We start from the raw sequence: 15,782 nt of genomic DNA, 5'->3' as shown, positions 1-15,782 counted from the left end.
CCGCGCCGGTCTCGTGAGCACCCGGGCTCCGAGCCCCGCCGTCCTCCTCGTGGTGGCGGGCCTGGCCTGCCAGGAGGTGGGTGCCTCGATCGCGGTGCTGCTGTTCCCGCAGGTCGGGCCCCTCGGCATGGTGCTGCTGCGACTGGCCTTCTCGGCGGTGCTGCTGCTGGCGATCGCCCGCCCCGCGCTCCGCGGGCATTCGCGCGCGGCGTGGCGCGCCGTCATCCTGTTCGGTCTGGTACTGGCCCTCATGAACGGGCTGTTCTACCTCGCGCTCGAACGCCTCGCCCTCGGGGTGACGGTCACGATCGAGGTGCTCGGCCCCCTGGTCCTGTCGATCGTCGCCTCCAAGCGCGCCTCGGCATGGCTGTGGGCGGTGCTGGCCTTCGCGGGGGTGGTCGCGCTCGGCGGCGGGGGATGGGACCGGCTCGATCCCATCGGGGTGCTCTACGCGCTGGGCGCCGCAGCGAGCTGGGCGTTCTACATCCTCGCGTCGGCACGCGTCGGGCGCGAGTTCCGAGGGCTCGACGGGCTGGCGATCGCCATGGCCGTCGGCGCCATCGTGATGCTGCCGCTCGGGGTCTGGGATGCCGGGTCGGCGCTCCTCCGGTGGGATCTCCTGGCGCTCGGAGCGGCGGTGGCGGTGCTGTCGTCGACGATCCCCTACGCGCTCGAGCTCATCGCCCTCCGCCGGCTCCCGGCGGCGGCCTTCGCCATCCTCATGAGCCTGGCCCCGGCCACCGCCGCCCTGGCAGGCTTCCTCCTGCTCGGTCAGGAGCTCGCCTGGCTCGAGCTCGTCGGCATCGCCCTCGTGATCGCGGCGAGCATCGGGGCGGTGCGGTCGTCGGCACGCGCTGCGCGCAAGACAGCCGAGCCGTTGCCCTAGCAGCAGGCCGACGCACGGGAGGGACGCGGTTGCGGCCAGGCCGCACACTGTGTGCAATATGTCAGGTGCCGATCCCTGCCGCCTCCTCGTCGCTTCCGCGCAGCCTGCTCCGCGATGACGTCTACCGGCGCCTCCGTGACGCCATCGTCGACGGCACCTTCGAACCCGGCGAGCAGCTGAGGGACGGCGACCTCGCCGCGTGGCTCGGTGTGAGCCGCACCCCGGTGCGCGAAGCGCTGCTGCGACTCAGCGGCAGCGGACTGGTCGTGTCGCAGCCGGGTCGCTCGACCACCGTGAGTCCCATCGAGCAGTCCGCGCTCCGCGATGCGCGCGACGTCGTCGCCGCCATGCACGAACTCGCGGTCCGCGAGACGGTGGGGCGGCTCACTCCGGCCGACATCGCCCGCATGCGCGACGCCAATCGCCGTTTCACCGCCGCGGCGGAGCGCGGCGACGTCTCGGCAGCCCTCGACGCCGACGACGAGCTGCACGCCGTTCCCATCGAGGTGCTCGGCAATGCCGCCGTCGTGACCGTGCTCGAGCAGTTCGGTCCGATCGTCCGCCGCGCCGAGCGCCTGCGCTTCGGCAGTGACGCGCCGGCGGCTGCGGAGCGCCACGAGCGCTTCATCGCGCTGTGCGAGAAGCAGGATGCCGCCGCCGCGGCCGCGATGGCCTACGAGACCTGGCATACCCTGCCGGTCAGTGCCGAGGCGCGCCCGCCGACGCCGAGAGATGGGGATCGGTGACGCCGTCGACGCACCGGTAGCGCTCGATGTCCCAGCCCGCCAGCCTCGCGCCGGCGAGGTAGGCCGTCTCGAAGAAGTCCAGGGCCGCCGCCCGGGGATCCCCTGTCGCGCGGGCTGCGCGCAGCGGGTAGATCGCAAGATGCGAGGAGCCTCGCGACGCCCACTCCGCGCCCGCCGGCAGCGGTGTTGCGGCCAGGCCCTCGGGTTCGGGCGAGGTGTAGGCGTAGAACGCGGGGTAGGGCACCTGCGCGTCCCCGAACCAGAAGCCGAAACTGGTCACCTCACGGGAGTACGCCTCCCGCGTGACGGGGTCGGTCTCGGCGCCGTGCTCGACCGAGGCATCGGCGAAGCGGGTGAGGGCGATGTCGAAGGTGTGCCAGAAGTGGTGGACCGGACTGGTCTTGCCCGAGAACCGCGCCGCGAACTCCTCCAGCGTGAGTCCGGCGTCGCTCAGCGTGCGGAAGTACCGGGTTGCGGCTGCCGGGTCGTAGACGTCGTGCTCCGTGTCATCGGCGAAGCGGCGGTCGGCGTCGGGGAGATCGAAGGGCGCGGCCTCGCGGATGGCCGAGGTGTCGATGCCGAAGCCGTCGAGCACTCGCACGAACTCGGCATGGAACGTCGCCACGCTCCGGCCCGCGAGCCCGAAGGAGGCGCGATCTCCGGAGGTGGTCGTGACGAGGGCCCGGTGGTCGAGGAAGTCGAGATCGACGGCGAAGGTGGGCTCCGTGCCCATCGGGCGGGTGGTGATGCCTGAGGCCGTGAGGTGGAAGGGGACGTTCCACCAGTGATTGCGTCGGACGCTCAGCGACAGGCGGAGCTTGCCCACGATCTGGGCGAACCGATGGACGGTCTCTTTGGTCGCAAGCCAGTCCTCGTACGGGAGGTCACTGTCGAACATGTCGAGCCTTCGGTGGAGGGGGTGACGGGAATCGAACCCGCGCTCTCAGCTTGGGAAGCTGATGTTCTGCCATTGAACTACACCCCCGGAGGGTGCGCCCGAAGCGCCTCGCAAGGATAACACCAGCGGCAGCGATAGTCTGATCCGCGTGCTGCTGAGCGACCGCGACATCCGCTCCGAGATCGACGCCGAACGCATCGGTCTGGCGCCGTGGGATCCCGCGATGGTGCAGCCCTCGAGCGTCGACGTGCGGCTGGACCGTTACTTCCGGCTCTTCGACAACCACAAGTACCCCTTCATCGACCCGGCACTGGACCAGCCCGATCTCACGCACCTCATCGAGGTCGACCCCGCTGAGCCGTTCATCCTGCACCCGGGTGAGTTCGCGCTCGGCGCGACCTTCGAACAGGTGAGCCTGCCCGACGACATCGCCGCGCGCCTGGAGGGGAAGTCGTCGCTGGGGCGGTTGGGTCTGCTCACGCATTCCACCGCCGGCTTCATCGACCCGGGATTCACCGGGCATGTGACCCTCGAGCTGTCGAACGTCGCGACCCTGCCGATCAAGCTGTGGCCGGGCATGAAGATCGGGCAGCTCTGCTTCTTCCGGCTCTCCTCGCCCACCGAGACCCCCTACGGTTCGGGCCCCTACGGCAACCGCTATCAGGGTCAGAGGGGCCCGACGGCGTCGCGCTCGCACCTGAACTTCCACGTGACCGACGTCGGCGCCACCGACGCCGGAGCCCGCGGCGCCTGAACGCCACGGGACCCGCTGTCAACCCTTTGCCGCCGGGAGGCAGGCGGGTCACGCTGGACGTATGCCCGCACTCGCACTCATCCTCCTCATCGTCGGAATCGTCCTGCTGCTCCTCGGAGTGTTCGTCGAGGCGGTGAAGTTCCTGCTCTGGCTCGGAATCGTCCTGCTCGTGCTGGCCGTCATCGCCTACCTGATGCGCTTCATCCGCCGACAGACCTGATCCGGCGTCGGTCAGACCGCGTCTGCGTCGGGTCGGGGCCCGGCACCGCGGAAGCCGTGGTGGGGATTGCCGCCGAAGCGCGGCCCGGGGCCGCCTCCCTCGCCGGGGCGCGGTTCGCCGGGAACGAACGGGCGCAGGCCGAAGCGGTGACGCGGATGCCGCGGCGTGCCGCGCCACGGACGAGGGTCGTCCTCGGAGAATCCGAGCTCGCGCGCGATCGCCTCGAGGGAGGCGATCGTCGTCCGGTAGTCCTCGGCGGAGACGGCGCCGGCCACGCGGGCCCGGATCCCGGCGACGGTCTCGGCCAGCAGGTCGCGTCGTGCGCGACCCTCGGCCGTCAAGGCCCAGTCATCGCCCTCGCGCGCGACGAGCCCGCGGTCGGCGAGATGGCGGAGCATCTTCGGCTTGCGGGCGAGACGGTCGCGGAATCCGCGTGCGTCGATCTCTCCTGCGAGCACGTTCAGCACCATCCATTCGCGCCGGTCGGCGTCATGGGCCGCGAGCGCGGCGTCGACCTCTCGGGAGATCAGGGCATCGGTCGCGCGCAGCCAGAAGCCGAGCGGCCGGTCGGGTGTGTCGGGGGTGTCGGGTGATTCGGTGTTCATGGGGTGTCCTCTCACAGCGTCGCCGACGGCGACGCGATTTTGTATGTCATTTGGCATGTACATGCAGTGTGACATGTATCCCGAATACATGTCAAGAGGCATGTATTCTGACCGGGTGAGCGATCCGCCCCCCGACACGTCGCCCGACCCCGCGGACCGGATCGCCGCCGCCGATCAGATCGCCGCAGCCCTCGCCCGGCTCCGCCCCCGGCGTGGCGGACCGCCCTGGGCAGGGCGCGGCGACACCGAAGGCGCCGGCCCGCGGCATCCCTGGTCGGAGCGGGGACCGCACGGCCACCGGCGCCCGGCGGCGCCCGGCCCCGAGGGCGCCTCCCCGCACTTCGGCGGACCTGCGCGCCTGCGCCTGCTCGAGGCGCTCGTCGCGGCGACGCATCCGCTGAGCGTCGGAGAGATCGGCGAGGCGATCGACGTCGACCAGCCCCGCGCGTCGCGCCTGGTGCAGCAGTGCGTGCAGCTCGATCTGGTGCGACGCGAGGCCGACCCCGACGACGCCCGGCGCACCCGCGTCGCCGTGACCGATGCCGGGCGACGGGTCGTGCGGGGATTCCGCGGCGAGCGGCGCGAGGCGATCGCCCAGGCCCTCGAGAGCTTCACCGAGGCCGAGCGCACCGAGCTTGCGCGCCTTCTCGCGAAACTCGCTGACAACCTCAACGGCTGAGTCCCGCCCGCCTGTCAGCGCGGGGCGCGCACGGGAAGGAGCAGCAGGAGCCCGACGAGCAGGACGAGCACGATTCCGAGGATGCCGAACGCGGTCACGCCTCCGATGATGATGAACACCGACCACATCGCCGACGCCATCCAGCTCGCCGCGCGTCCGGTCGTGGCGTAGAGCCCGAAGATCTCGCCCTCTCGGCCCGCCGGAGTGACGCGCGAGAGGAAGGACCGCGCGGCCGCCTGCGCGGGGCCGACGAATGCGCAGAGCACGAGTCCGCCGATCCAGAACACCGTGGTTCCGGCGTCGACGAGGAAGAAGACGGCGAGCCCCGCGACCACCATGCCGCTCAGCGAGAAGACGATCACCGACTTGGGCCCGAATCGGTCGTCGAACCGCCCGGCGATGATGGTCGACACCCCTGCGATGAGGTTCGCGGCGACGCCGAAGATGACGAGGTCGAGGAACTCGAACCCGAACACCTGGGCGGCGATGACGGCCCCGAATGCGAAGACGCCGCCCAGGCCGTCGCGGAAGACGGCGCTGGCGAGGAGGAACCAGAACGTCTGGCGTGTTCCCGGGTTCCGGTACAGGCCGATGACGTCTCGGATCAGCAGACCGTAGGCGGCGAAGAACCCCACCTTCCGCTCGGGACGCCCCGCGGAGGGCTCGGGGACGGCGAGGAAGATCGGGATCGAGAAGACGATCGCCCAGATCGCGCACCCCACGGCGATGATCCGGAACGGCAGGCCGTCGGCGTCGGAGATGCCGAACCAGTCGGCGCTGTAGAACACGACCACCAGCACCAGGGCGATGATGCCGCCGAGGTAGCCGAAGCCCCATCCGAGTCCCGACACCCGGCCGATCGTCTTGCGGCTGGCGATGCCGATGAGCATCGCGTTGGAGTTCACCGCCGCGATCTCGCCGAACACGGTGCCGGCAGAGATGAGCGCGACACCCAGCCAGAAGTACGCCGGCGCAGGTTCGACGAACCACAGCCCGAACATGCAGAGGATGAGCGCACCGGTGCCGATTCCGAGCCACAACTTCTGTCGCCCGCGGGCATCGGCCTGCTGCCCGAGGATCGGTGCGATCGCGAGGATGAGCAGACCCGCGATCGTCCCGCCCCACCCCAGGCCCACCGCCAGGTCGGCGAGGGCGGCCTCCTTGGCCGGCGCATCGTCAGGGAGGGCGGCGACGTCGGCCGGCAGGAACGCGTCGGTCGTGAGATACAGGGCGGTGAAGATGAAGGTGAGGATGACCGTGTTGAACGGCTGTGTCGCCCAGTCCCACAGCGCCCACGCGTAGATCTGACGCCGCGGCGCGGAGGTGTCCTCCCGCAGATCGAGCCCCATCACAGGGATGGCGGCACTGTCGGCGGTGGCGGGCGGCACGCCCTCGGCGGGTGCGGTCATGTCCGTCACGCTAGGGGTCTTCGGTGAACACGGGAAGAAGCGAACCACCGCGATATGACGTGAGTGGTAATGCTGGACGAGACCTGTCATTACAGGTACACTCACATGTAATTACAGGTTGCCGTCGAGGAGGACTCATGCCAGATTTCCGCATCCCGCCGATCGCTCCCTTCGCGATCACGTTCGACGCGGAAGCGCTGACCTTCGACCCGCCCGGGCCCACTCTCACGCGTCGGATGAGCGATCTCGACGGCCTGTTCGCCGACCGCGCAGCCTGGGAGAACGCCGTCGCCGACGATGACCCGGTCGTCTACACCGTCGTATCGACCCCGGTCCCTGAGATCGAGCGGGAGCTGCCGCAGTCGATCACCACCATCCACCCCGGCAGGACCGGCGGGGAGTGCTGGATGACGAAAGGACACCAACACCCCGACCACCAGGGGGAGATCTACCTGGGCCTCGCAGGCACCGGCGGACTGCTGATGTTCGACGGCGAGCGCGTCGAGTGGGTCGACATGCGCCCAGGCACGATCGGGTACATCCCGCCCGGCTGGGCGCACCGTTCGGTCAACACGGGCGACGAACCTTACTCCTTCCTTGCCGTGTACCCAGGCGGCGCGGGGCACGACTACAGCTGGGTCCTCGCGCACGGCATGGGGCGCCGGGTCTATCGCAAAGCCGATGGCTCGATTGAGCTGCGGGACTTCTCGGTCGCGCGATGATCCTCGCCCACGATCTCGGCACAACCGGCAACAAGGCGTCGTTGCACCGCGACGATGGCACCCTCGTCGCCGCGGTCACCGTGGCCTACCCCACCCGCTACGCGGCGGGCGGGGTCGCCGAGCAGGACCCCGAAGACTGGTGGCAGGCGGTGGTCGAGGCCACGCGCGCGCTCCTGGCGCGCGCGGACAGCGCCGCGACGGCCGTCGAGGGGCTCGTGATCAGCGGGCAGATGATGGGGGCCGTCCTCCTCGACGACACCGGCGCGCCCGTCCGTCCGGCGATCATCTGGGCGGACACCCGGGCTGCCGCGCAGCAGCGACGGCTGTCGGACGCGCTCGGGGACGACGCCGCCTACCGCATCCTCGGGCACCGGCTGAACCCCACCTACTCGATCGAGAAGGTCATGTGGGTCCGCGACCACGAGCCGGAGACCTGGAGGCGCGTCGCGCGGTTCGGCGTGGCGAAGGACTACATCGTGCAGCGCCTGACCGGTCGCCTGGCGACCGATCGCTCGGATGCCAGCGGCACGAACGCTTACGACCAGGCCCGCGGGACGTGGTCCACCGCTGTGATCGAGGCTGCCGGGCTCGACGCCGCACTCTTTCCGGAGATCCTCGATTCCACCGCCGTCGTAGGAACGTTGCGGCCCGCCGTCGCCGCGGAGCTCGGCCTCCCCGTCCGCGTCCAGGTCGTCATGGGCGGCGGGGATGGTCCGATGGCCGCCGTCGGGTCGGGTGTCGTGGCACCTGAAGACGGGGCGTACGTCAGTCTCGGCACGTCGTCGTGGATGGCCCTCGCCACCGATGCGCCGCTCCTTGACCCGGCGCTGCGGACGTTCACCTTCGACCATGTCGTCCCGGGGCTGTTCAGCCCCACCGCGACCATGCAGGCTGGCGGTGCCTCGGTCCAGTGGATCAGTGAGGCCCTCGCCGCGGACCCCGCCCGACCGGAAACCGGTGCCCGCGTCGCAGCCGCCGGGGTTGACGTCGACACCGCCGGACTGTACTTCCTGCCCTACCTGCTGGGAGAGCGCTCGCCGTGGTGGAACCCCGACGCGCGCGCGGCGTTCGTTGGCCTCTCCCGGCACCACGGCCGGGACGCGCTCGTCCGTGCTGTCCTAGAGGGCGTCGGCTTCAACCTCCTGTCGTGCCTGCACGCTCTCCGCGACGCCGGAGCGCGCATCGACCGCATCGACGCCGTCGGCGGCGGCGCCCAGAGCGATGTGTGGCTCGCGATGCTCGCCGACATCTGGGGGATCCCGGTCCGACGCCGCTCGGTGGTGGAGGAAGCGAACAGCCTCGGTGCGGCCATCACCGCGGCAGTAGGGCTGGGCCTCGCGGACTTCTCCGCCGCGCGCGCCCTCAGCCGGGTGACCGCGGAGTTCGTGCCCGATCCCGACCGCCATGCGGTCTACAGCGCCCGTCACCGCGCCTTCGTCGACGCCTACACGGCGCTCGAGCCGTGGTTCGCCCGGAAAGGCTCCTGATGGCCGTCATCCTCGCCACCAGTCGCTCTTTCGGCGGCGGCGACCTCGATTTGGCCGGCCGCGTCTTCGCCGCCGGGCACGAGCTGCTGCGGGGACCCTCTCACCACGACCTGACCGACCTCGCCTCGCTTCTGCCACGCGTGGACGCATGGATCGCCGGAACCGGTCCGATCACCGCTGCGCACTTCGACCTGTCGCTGGGGCTCCGAGTAATCGCACGTTACGGCGTCGGCGTGGAGGCGGTCGACGTGGCAGAGGCGACCCGGCGCGGCATCGTCGTGACGAACACGCCGGGCGCTAACGCCGACGCGGTGGCCGACCACGCCGTTGGGCTGATGCTCGCCGCGCTCCGGCACGTCGCGGACGGCGACCGCCGAGTCCGCGCCGGCGACTGGTCGGCCCGCCGCGGCCGTGAGCTCGGTGCCTCGACGGTTGGCGTGGTCGGCTTCGGGCGGATCGGGCGCGGCGTCGCCCGGCGACTGTCTGGCTTCGGGGCGCGTGTTCTCGCCGCCGACCCGTACCTGCCGGCGGACGATGTGCGGGCCGCCGGGGCTGAGCCGGCGGACCTCGACGCGCTTTTCGCGGCCGCGGACATCGTAAGCCTGCACGCCCCTGGCGGCCAGGTGCTCCTGGACCCGCGGCGGCTGGGTCTCCTGCCGCGCGGCGCCGTCGTGGTCAACACCGCACGCGCGGATCTCGTCGACGAGGCCGCCGTCGCCATGGCGCTCCGCGCCGGCACGCTCGGGGCCTTCGCGGCCGACATGCTCGCCGGTGACACCGCGGGGCAGGACAGCCCGCTGCTCGCACCGGACCTCGCCGACCGCGTCACCCTGACCCCCCACCTGGGCGCTCAGACCACCCAGGCGGTGGACCACATGGGCGCGATGTCGCTCGAGTGCGCGCTCGCAGTCCTCGCGGGCAATCCGCCGCCCCATCCCGTCAACGCCGTCTGAACGAGGTCTCCATGTCCGATCCGCTCGCTCTCGTCCGCCGCGCCGGCGTCCTCGCCGTGCTGCGCGCACCCTCCGCCGACGCCGCCCTCGCGGCTGTCGACGCGCTCGTCCGCGGAGGCGTCTCAGGGATCGAAGTGACCTTCAGCACGCCCGACGCCCCGGCGGTGATCGCCGCCGTGCGGGAGCGCCACGGCGACGACGTGCTCGTCGGCGCCGGCACCGTCCTCACCGCAGAGCACGCACGTACCGCCATCGACGCGGGCGCGCAGTTCCTCGTCAGCCCCGGCACCGTGCCCGCCCTCGTCGCGGCGATGACCGCGACCGGGGCGACGACGATGACCGGGGCGCTCACCCCGACCGAGGTGATGACCGCCCACGCGCTCGGCGCCGACATCGTGAAGGTGTTCCCGGCGTCGCTGAGCGGACCCGGCTACCTCGCGGCGCTCCGGGCTCCGCTCCCGCACATTCCGCTGATGCCGACGGGCGGCGTCACCCCCGACAACGTCGCGGCGTGGTTCGCCGCGGGGGCGGTCGCGGTCGGCGCGGGCGGCGACCTGGTCCCCGGCGCAGCGCTCGCCGCGGGCGATACCGCCGAGATCGAGCGGCGCGCGCACCTGTTCTCCGATGCGCTGCGCGCGGCCCGGTCGGCGGAGGAGGCGCGATGACCCGCGACCACATGGGGTTCGTCGGGGTAAGCACCGCGGCCTCGTCGATCAACGTCGTGTTTCCGCTGTGGGCCGAGATTCTGGACCTGCCGACGGATCGACTGATCGGCCACGACCTGCCGTTGGATGCCACCAGAGCGCAGTACCGTGAGCTCGTCGCACGGATCCGGGACGACCCTCACCACCGCGGCGCACTCGTGACGACCCACAAGATGAATGTGTACGCCGCCGCTGCCGACATGTTCGACGACCTCGACCCGTTCGCTGTGTCGTGCAGGGAGATCTCCAGCATCTCCAAGCGCGGTGACACCATCGTGGGGCAGGCGAAGGATCCGGTCACGGTTGCGCTCGCGCTCGACGACGCCCTACCCCGCGAACACTTCGCCCGAACCGGCGGTGAAGTGCTCATCCTGGGCGCGGGTGGATCCGGGACGGCCCTTTCTTGGGCGCTCGCCGAGCGCGATCCCGCTGATCGTCCCACGCGGATCACCGTGACCGCGCGCACCGATCGCGCTCTGGACGAGCTCCGCGCGGTTCACGACGGCCGCGGGACCCCCGCGGACCTCATCGTCTACCGCCGCGTGGACGAGGACGCCGAGTCCGCGGCGCTCGTCGCGGCGCTGCCGGACTCCTCGCTCGTGGTGAACGCCACGGGTCTCGGCAAGGATCGGCCGGGCTCGCCGCTCCCCGACGGCGTCTGCTTCCCCCGGGACGGCTGGGCGTGGGAGTTCAACTACCGCGGTAGCCTGGAGTTCCTGCACCAGGCGCGGGCACAGGAGGCCGACCGCGGGCTCCACGTCGTGGACGGCTGGAGGTACTTCATCCACGGCTGGTCGCAGGTCGTGGCCGATGTGTTCGACCTGCGGCTCACCCCGGCGGTGGTGGAGGAGCTGGCCCGGGCGGCGGAGACCACGCGATGATCCGCGCCGTGCTCGGCGATCTCGACCCCGCCGAACTCGGGGCGACGGACTACCACGAGCACCTGTTCCAGGTCTCCCCGGTCCTGCCGGGCGACGAGCTGAACGACGAAGACGCCTCCCGCGCGGAGGCGGCGTCGTTGCGCGACAGCGGCTTCGCCGCGATGGTGGACGCGACCCCGCTGGGCCTCGGCCGCGACCCCGCGGGCATCGCGCGCATCGCCGCGAACACCGGAATCCACGTCGTGGCGACCACGGGGCGCCACAGGGAGGCGCACTACCCGTCGGGTCATCCGCTGCGGTCGTGGTCCGCCGACGCGCTCGCCGCCCGGCTGACCGCGGAAGTGTCGGACGGGATGACCGCGGACGAGGGCGATCCCGACGGTACCCGCGCCCTCGGTCCCGACGGTGAGCCGGCACGAGCGGGCATGCTCAAGGCCGGGATCGACTACTGGCGGATCTCGGCGTTCGAGCGGACCACGCTCGACGCCGTCGCGGCGGCGCACCGGGCGACCGGCGCGCCCGTCATGGTGCACCTTGAGTTCGGCAGCGCTGCTCACGAGGTGCTCGACCTCCTCGCCGACGGCGGCGTGGCCGCGCACCGAGTGGTCCTCGCGCACGCTGACCGCGATCCGGATCCCGGGCTGCACCTGTCCCTCGCCGCGCGCGGCGCGTACCTCGGCTACGACGGCATGGCGCGGCCGCGGACCCGGAGCGACGCCGAACTGCTCGATCTCACTGAGCGCGTCGTCGCGGGCGGCGGGGGTGCGCGCCTCCTCCTCGGCGGGGACGTCGCCCGCCGCACCCGCTACCTCGCTTATGGCGGGATGCCCGGCCTCCGCTACCTCGGCGAACGCTACGTGCCGCGCCTACGAGACCGGATCGGCGCGGACGCGGTCGATCGGATGCTCATCGACAATCCGGCGCGTCTGCTTCCGCTCTCCCGCTGAGCTGGAATCACGCGGACGGGTTGACGACCCCGTCCGCTTCATCGAAAGCACGATCCCCGCAACCCCCTGTGACCAGGGTGCTGCGGGGATCGCTGAACCCGCGTGCGGCGACGGCCTTCGTTGTCAGTGCGAAGTCACTCGTAGAGAACGGCCGCGATCTGCGGGTCCTCGATGTTGTCGGCGTTGTACCAGTAGGAGCCGGTGTCGTAGAACTCCTCGACCGTTTCGCCCATCGCGGCGTCGTACGCGGCCTGGACCACGGTCTTGCCGATGCCGATGGGATCCTGGGTGATGGCGCCGGCCATCGTGCCATCCTTGATGGCGTTGACCTGGGCCGCGCCGGAGTCGAAACCGACGATCGTCAGTTCGCCCTTATCGAGGCCGAGCTCGTTGACAGCGTTGACCACGCCGATCGCAGAGCCCTCGTTGGTTCCGTAGATCCCCTTGAGGTCGGGATGCGCTGCGATCATCGCCTTGGCGATGTCGGCGGACTTCAGGTGGTCGCCATCGCCGTATTGGATGTCGACGATCTCGATGTCGGGGTAGTTGGCCTCGATCTCCTCGACGAAGCCGTCCCGGCGCTCGACACCCGTCGAGTTGATCTGGCTGTGGCCGACGATGGCGACCTTGCCCTCGCCGCCGATGATCTCCGCCATGTTCTGCGCGGCGAGCGCACCCGCGGCCAGGCTGTCGGTCGCCGCCAGGCTCTGCGAGTAGTCGCTGTCGCACGGTGCGTCGAACTCGACGATCGGGATGCCCGCTGCCTCGGCGGTCTCGTACAGCGGGATGCAGGCTTCGGGATCGAGCGCGGCGTAGGCGATCGCGTCAGGGCCCCGGTCGATCGCCGTCTGCAGCATCTGCAGCTGCGCGTCGACCTCAGTCTCGGCGGCGGGCCCGTCGAAGGTGATCTCGATGCCGAGCTCCTCGGCTTTCTCCTCCGCGCCCTGCTTGACGGCCTGCCAGAACTGATGCTGGAAGCCTTTCGAGACGAGCGCGATGTACATCGAGTCGCCGTCGCCCGGGTTGCCGGCGCCTGCGTCGGTACCGGTTCCGGAGCTCGAGCATCCCGCCAGGGCGAGCGCCGAGATGGCAACGGTGGCCGCGAACGCGGCCGTTCTGCCGTACTTCATGAAAACTCCATTGTTCGGTGATGACCGGGTGTCGGTCGTGCGGACTTGTTCGTGGTGTCGTGCCTGCGGGTGGGGCCGCGGACGGCCTCCGGTCTGCGGCGGGCACGGGTCGCCGCAGACCGGGATCAGGTGGAGGTGCGGTTGCGGAGTGAGTCGAAGAACACAGCGATGAGGATGACGACGCCGACGACGACGTTCTGCCATTCGGTCTGGATCGCCATGATCCGCAGGCCGTTGATAAGGACGCTCATGATCAGAGCGCCGATGACGGTGCCGAGGATCGACCCACGACCGCCGAGCAGCGACGTGCCGCCGATGATCACCGCGGCGATCGCCTGAAGCTCGTAACCGACGCCCAGCTGCGGCTGGGCTGAGTCCAGCCGGGAGGCCAGGACGACACCGGCGATGCCGGTGAAAGCCCCGGCGAACATGTAGACCATGATCTTCCAGCGTCGCGTGTTGACGCCGGACAGCCGGGTCGCCTCCTCGTTGGAGCCGATCGCGAACGTGTAGCGCCCGAGGATCGATTTGTTCAGCGCGAGATAGGCCACGACCGCGAGCACGATCGTGATGAGGACCGCGTTGGGCAGGCCGGGGACAAGGGTGCCGAGGGCGATCTGCTTGAAGTCCGGCGCGGGCCCGGAGAAGTAGATCGGGCGCACTCCGGAGATGACGAGCGCCAGGCCCTGCGCGATCATCATCATCGCGAGGGTGGCGATGAACGGCGGCAGCCGGAAGAACGTGATGTTGACGCCGTTGATCGCGCCCATGAGGACGCCCGTCGCGACGCCGCCGACGACTCCGACCCACACCGGCAGACCCATGTTCGCGATGAACACGCCCGTCATGACGGCGCAGAGCGTCATCCCGGTGCCGATCGAGAGGTCGATGCCGCCGGTGATGATCACAAAGGTCGTACCGAGTGCCAGGATCCCGATAACCGCGGTCGCCAGCAGGATGCCGGAGATGTTGCTCCAGGTGAGGAAGTTGTTCCCGAAGATCGAGAAGAACACCACCAGGACGATGAGCGTGCCGAACGCGAGCGACTGCTGCAACTGACGGCGAAGGAATGCCCCCACACCGCCAGATGCATTCGGCTCCGCGACTGCCGTCTGGATGACCGTCGTCGTCGACGGCCCCGGATTGTGCTGCGTGGTCATTCTTCCTCCTCCGCGTGGGCGGCCAACTGCATGATCTTTTCCTGGCTCGCGTCCTCGTTGCGCAGCGTCCCTGTCACGCGACCGTTCGCCATGACGACGATCCGGTTCGCCACGCGCAGGACCTCCGGGAGCTCTGAGGAGATGACGATGATCGACTTTCCGCTGTCGGCGAGCTCTCGCATGACGCGGTAGATCTCTTCCTTGGCGCCGACGTCGATGCCGCGGGTCGGCTCGTCGAAGATGAGGACGTCGCAGTCGCGCAGGAGCCACCGCGCGATGACGACCTTCTGCTGGTTTCCGCCGGAAAGCAGCTTCACGACCTGATTGACCGACGGCGTCTTCACGCGAAGCCTCTGGACGTAATCCTTCGTCGTTGTCTTAGCCTTCCCATCGGACATCCAGCCGATCGCGTTGGCGTACCGACCGATCGAGGCCAGGACGGTGTTGAAGGTGACATCCTGCTCGAGCATGAGCCCGAGGAGCTTGCGATCCTCGCTGAGATAACCGACGCCGTGGCGGACGGCGTCCGCGGGTTGGCGGATGCGTTGCTCGCGCCCCGCGATACGGATGACGCCGGCGTCGCGCGGATCGGCGCCGATGATCGCGCGCGCCGTCTCGGTGCGTCCCGCCCCCATCAGTCCGGCGAAGCCCAGGATCTCGCCCCGGTGCAGTTGGAAGGAGACGTCGTCGAGCAGCGCTTTGGTCGAGAGCCCCTCGACCTCCAGGACCACCGGATCGCCTTCGTGCTCGCGAGCCTCCGGACGGCGTCCCTCGTCGATGGCGCGGCCCACCATCATCTCGATGATGCGGGGGACTGAGATCTCCGACTTCTCAAGCGAGCCGATGTAGGCGCCGTCGCGGAGCACGGTCACGCGGTCGGCGAGGCGGCGCAACTCGTCCATGCGGTGCGAGATGTAGACGATACCGGTGCCGCGCGCTTTCAGCTGCTCGATAAGGGAGAACAGCGTCTCGACCTCGGTGTCAGTAAGCGCCGAGGTGGGCTCGTCCATAATGAGGACCTTCGCATCGAACGAGAGCGCCTTGGCGATCTCGACCATCTGCTGCTTGGCCACCGTCAGTTCGCCGACGCGCTGGCGGGCGTCGATGTGGATCCCCAGTCGCTCCAGCAGCTCCGCGGCCCGGCGGTTGAGCCGGCGCTCGGAGACGAAGGGGCCGGTCCTGGGCTCACGCCCGATATAGATGTTCTGCGCGACCGTGAGGTCGGGCATGAGGTTCATCTCCTGGTGGATGATCGTCACGCCGAGATGCTGCGCCTGCAGCGGGCCGGTGAGCTCGACCTCCCGGCCATCGAAGACGATGCGTCCGGCGTCCTTCTGGTAGATCCCGGACAGGATCTTCATCAGCGTCGACTTGCCCGCGCCGTTCTCGCCCACGAGCACCAGGACTTCGCCGGGGCGCACCTCGAGGTGGACGTCCTTCAGTGCCTGGACACCCGGGAACCCCTTGCTGATGCCCTCGACTTTGAGGATCGGTTCGCTCACTTCTTCACCCGCTTCATCGAGAGTCGGCGTCGCTCGCGGCGCCAGGTTGTATCTAAATGTATCTACTGAGTCACCGGAACGGAAGACCTGTAATAACAA

Annotated in this window: 17 protein-coding genes and 1 tRNA gene; 11 read left to right on the top strand and 7 right to left on the bottom strand. The window is 70.0% G+C overall.

Annotated features, from left to right (window positions below; genetic code table 11):
• Positions 1–13 precede the first annotated feature (13 nt).
• On the top strand, positions 14–886 hold the full coding sequence (locus DT073_RS02115) for an EamA family transporter (RefSeq protein ID WP_124291894.1): 873 nt from the start codon (positions 14–16) through the stop codon (positions 884–886).
• A gap of 65 nt (positions 887–951) precedes the next feature.
• The gene (locus DT073_RS02110) at positions 952–1,632 is read left to right on the top strand and encodes a GntR family transcriptional regulator (RefSeq protein WP_124291893.1); all 681 of its coding nucleotides are present in this window, start codon (positions 952–954) and stop codon (positions 1,630–1,632) included.
• Here the strand turns inward: DT073_RS02110 and DT073_RS02105 are convergent.
• The gene (locus DT073_RS02105) at positions 1,586–2,530 is read right to left on the bottom strand and encodes a DUF5996 family protein (protein ID WP_124291892.1); all 945 of its coding nucleotides are present in this window, start codon (positions 2,528–2,530) and stop codon (positions 1,586–1,588) included. The two genes, DT073_RS02110 and DT073_RS02105, sit on opposite strands and share 47 nt — an antisense overlap.
• Positions 2,531–2,543: 13 nt before the next feature.
• Positions 2,544–2,617, bottom strand: a tRNA-Gly gene (locus DT073_RS02100).
• A 61-nt stretch (positions 2,618–2,678) separates the two neighbouring features.
• Here DT073_RS02100 and dcd point away from each other — a divergent pair.
• On the top strand, positions 2,679–3,284 hold the full coding sequence (gene dcd / locus DT073_RS02095; RefSeq protein WP_124291891.1) for a dCTP deaminase: 606 nt from the start codon (positions 2,679–2,681) through the stop codon (positions 3,282–3,284).
• Positions 3,285–3,345: 61 nt separating this feature from the next.
• Complete coding sequence (locus DT073_RS15780; RefSeq protein WP_164478128.1) at positions 3,346–3,504, top strand: hypothetical protein; 159 nt, start codon at positions 3,346–3,348, stop codon at positions 3,502–3,504.
• An 11-nt stretch (positions 3,505–3,515) separates the two neighbouring features.
• Here DT073_RS15780 and DT073_RS02090 read toward each other — a convergent pair whose 3' ends face one another.
• Positions 3,516–4,109, bottom strand: coding sequence for a winged helix DNA-binding protein (locus tag DT073_RS02090; protein WP_124291890.1), 594 nt, complete (start codon positions 4,107–4,109; stop codon positions 3,516–3,518).
• Between the two features lie 115 nt (positions 4,110–4,224).
• On the opposite strand from DT073_RS02090, the gene DT073_RS16010 reads away from it, so the two are divergent.
• Positions 4,225–4,788 carry a MarR family winged helix-turn-helix transcriptional regulator gene (locus DT073_RS16010; RefSeq protein ID WP_240638692.1) on the top strand — a complete coding sequence of 188 codons (564 nt, stop codon included), beginning with the start codon at positions 4,225–4,227 and terminating at the stop codon, positions 4,786–4,788.
• Positions 4,789–4,802: 14 nt separating this feature from the next.
• Here the strand turns inward: DT073_RS16010 and DT073_RS02080 are convergent, their stop codons facing one another.
• Positions 4,803–6,197 carry an MFS transporter gene (locus DT073_RS02080; protein ID WP_124291889.1) on the bottom strand — a complete coding sequence of 465 codons (1,395 nt, stop codon included), beginning with the start codon at positions 6,195–6,197 and terminating at the stop codon, positions 4,803–4,805.
• 137 nt (positions 6,198–6,334) lie between these two features.
• On the opposite strand from DT073_RS02080, the gene DT073_RS02075 reads away from it, so the two are divergent.
• From DT073_RS02075 to DT073_RS02050, 6 genes are read left to right on the top strand one after another with little or no spacing between them, the layout of a single operon-like run.
• Positions 6,335–6,919, top strand: coding sequence for a glucose-6-phosphate isomerase family protein (locus DT073_RS02075; RefSeq protein WP_124291888.1), 585 nt, complete (start codon positions 6,335–6,337; stop codon positions 6,917–6,919).
• A complete protein-coding gene (gene xylB / locus DT073_RS02070) occupies positions 6,916–8,406 on the top strand; it encodes a xylulokinase (RefSeq protein ID WP_124291887.1) in 1,491 nt (496 codons plus the stop codon). Before DT073_RS02075 ends, xylB begins: the two co-directional genes overlap by 4 nt.
• On the top strand, positions 8,406–9,359 hold the full coding sequence (locus DT073_RS02065) for an NAD(P)-dependent oxidoreductase (protein WP_124291886.1): 954 nt from the start codon (positions 8,406–8,408) through the stop codon (positions 9,357–9,359). Before xylB ends, DT073_RS02065 begins: the two co-directional genes overlap by 1 nt.
• A gap of 11 nt (positions 9,360–9,370) precedes the next feature.
• Positions 9,371–10,024: a bifunctional 4-hydroxy-2-oxoglutarate aldolase/2-dehydro-3-deoxy-phosphogluconate aldolase gene (locus tag DT073_RS02060; protein ID WP_124291885.1), complete on the top strand. Its 654-nt coding sequence runs from the start codon at positions 9,371–9,373 to the stop codon at positions 10,022–10,024.
• A complete protein-coding gene (locus DT073_RS02055) occupies positions 10,021–10,944 on the top strand; it encodes a shikimate dehydrogenase family protein (RefSeq protein WP_124291884.1) in 924 nt (307 codons plus the stop codon). The genes DT073_RS02060 and DT073_RS02055 overlap by 4 nt, the downstream gene beginning before the upstream one ends.
• A complete protein-coding gene (locus DT073_RS02050; RefSeq protein WP_124291883.1) occupies positions 10,941–11,891 on the top strand; it encodes a phosphotriesterase family protein in 951 nt (316 codons plus the stop codon). Before DT073_RS02055 ends, DT073_RS02050 begins: the two co-directional genes overlap by 4 nt.
• A gap of 134 nt (positions 11,892–12,025) precedes the next feature.
• Here the strand turns inward: DT073_RS02050 and DT073_RS02045 are convergent, their stop codons facing one another.
• From DT073_RS02045 to DT073_RS02035, 3 genes are all read right to left on the bottom strand, one after another.
• Positions 12,026–13,021 (bottom strand): ABC transporter substrate-binding protein, encoded by a 996-nt coding sequence (locus tag DT073_RS02045; RefSeq protein ID WP_124291882.1) that lies wholly within the window; start codon positions 13,019–13,021, stop codon positions 12,026–12,028.
• 125 nt (positions 13,022–13,146) lie between these two features.
• On the bottom strand, positions 13,147–14,181 hold the full coding sequence (locus DT073_RS02040) for an ABC transporter permease (RefSeq protein ID WP_124291881.1): 1,035 nt from the start codon (positions 14,179–14,181) through the stop codon (positions 13,147–13,149).
• Complete coding sequence (locus DT073_RS02035; RefSeq protein ID WP_124291880.1) at positions 14,178–15,683, bottom strand: sugar ABC transporter ATP-binding protein; 1,506 nt, start codon at positions 15,681–15,683, stop codon at positions 14,178–14,180. The genes DT073_RS02040 and DT073_RS02035 overlap by 4 nt, the downstream gene beginning before the upstream one ends.
• Positions 15,684–15,782: the final 99 nt, after the last annotated feature.

It is taken from the genome of Microbacterium sp. ABRD28, from assembly GCF_003850245.1.
GTDB lineage: Bacteria > Actinomycetota > Actinomycetes > Actinomycetales > Microbacteriaceae > Microbacterium.
This window is presented reverse-complemented; position numbering and strand designations above follow the sequence as displayed.

What these genes read in the sequence shown, in the direction of transcription:
- DT073_RS02105 (WP_124291892.1), bottom strand. Translation starts at nt 2,530, where the DNA reads ATGTTCGACAGTGACCTCCCGTACGAGGACTGGCTTGCGACCAAAGAG.
- DT073_RS15780 (WP_164478128.1), top strand. Translation starts at nt 3,346, where the DNA reads ATGCCCGCACTCGCACTCATCCTCCTCATCGTCGGAATCGTCCTGCTG.
- DT073_RS02090 (WP_124291890.1), bottom strand. Translation starts at nt 4,109, where the DNA reads ATGAACACCGAATCACCCGACACCCCCGACACACCCGACCGGCCGCTC.
- DT073_RS02080 (WP_124291889.1), bottom strand. Translation starts at nt 6,197, where the DNA reads ATGACCGCACCCGCCGAGGGCGTGCCGCCCGCCACCGCCGACAGTGCC.
- DT073_RS02075 (WP_124291888.1), top strand. Translation starts at nt 6,335, where the DNA reads ATGCCAGATTTCCGCATCCCGCCGATCGCTCCCTTCGCGATCACGTTC.
- xylB (WP_124291887.1), top strand. Translation starts at nt 6,916, where the DNA reads ATGATCCTCGCCCACGATCTCGGCACAACCGGCAACAAGGCGTCGTTG.
- DT073_RS02065 (WP_124291886.1), top strand. Translation starts at nt 8,406, where the DNA reads ATGGCCGTCATCCTCGCCACCAGTCGCTCTTTCGGCGGCGGCGACCTC.
- DT073_RS02060 (WP_124291885.1), top strand. Translation starts at nt 9,371, where the DNA reads ATGTCCGATCCGCTCGCTCTCGTCCGCCGCGCCGGCGTCCTCGCCGTG.
- DT073_RS02055 (WP_124291884.1), top strand. Translation starts at nt 10,021, where the DNA reads ATGACCCGCGACCACATGGGGTTCGTCGGGGTAAGCACCGCGGCCTCG.
- DT073_RS02050 (WP_124291883.1), top strand. Translation starts at nt 10,941, where the DNA reads ATGATCCGCGCCGTGCTCGGCGATCTCGACCCCGCCGAACTCGGGGCG.
- DT073_RS02045 (WP_124291882.1), bottom strand. Translation starts at nt 13,021, where the DNA reads ATGAAGTACGGCAGAACGGCCGCGTTCGCGGCCACCGTTGCCATCTCG.
- DT073_RS02040 (WP_124291881.1), bottom strand. Translation starts at nt 14,181, where the DNA reads ATGACCACGCAGCACAATCCGGGGCCGTCGACGACGACGGTCATCCAG.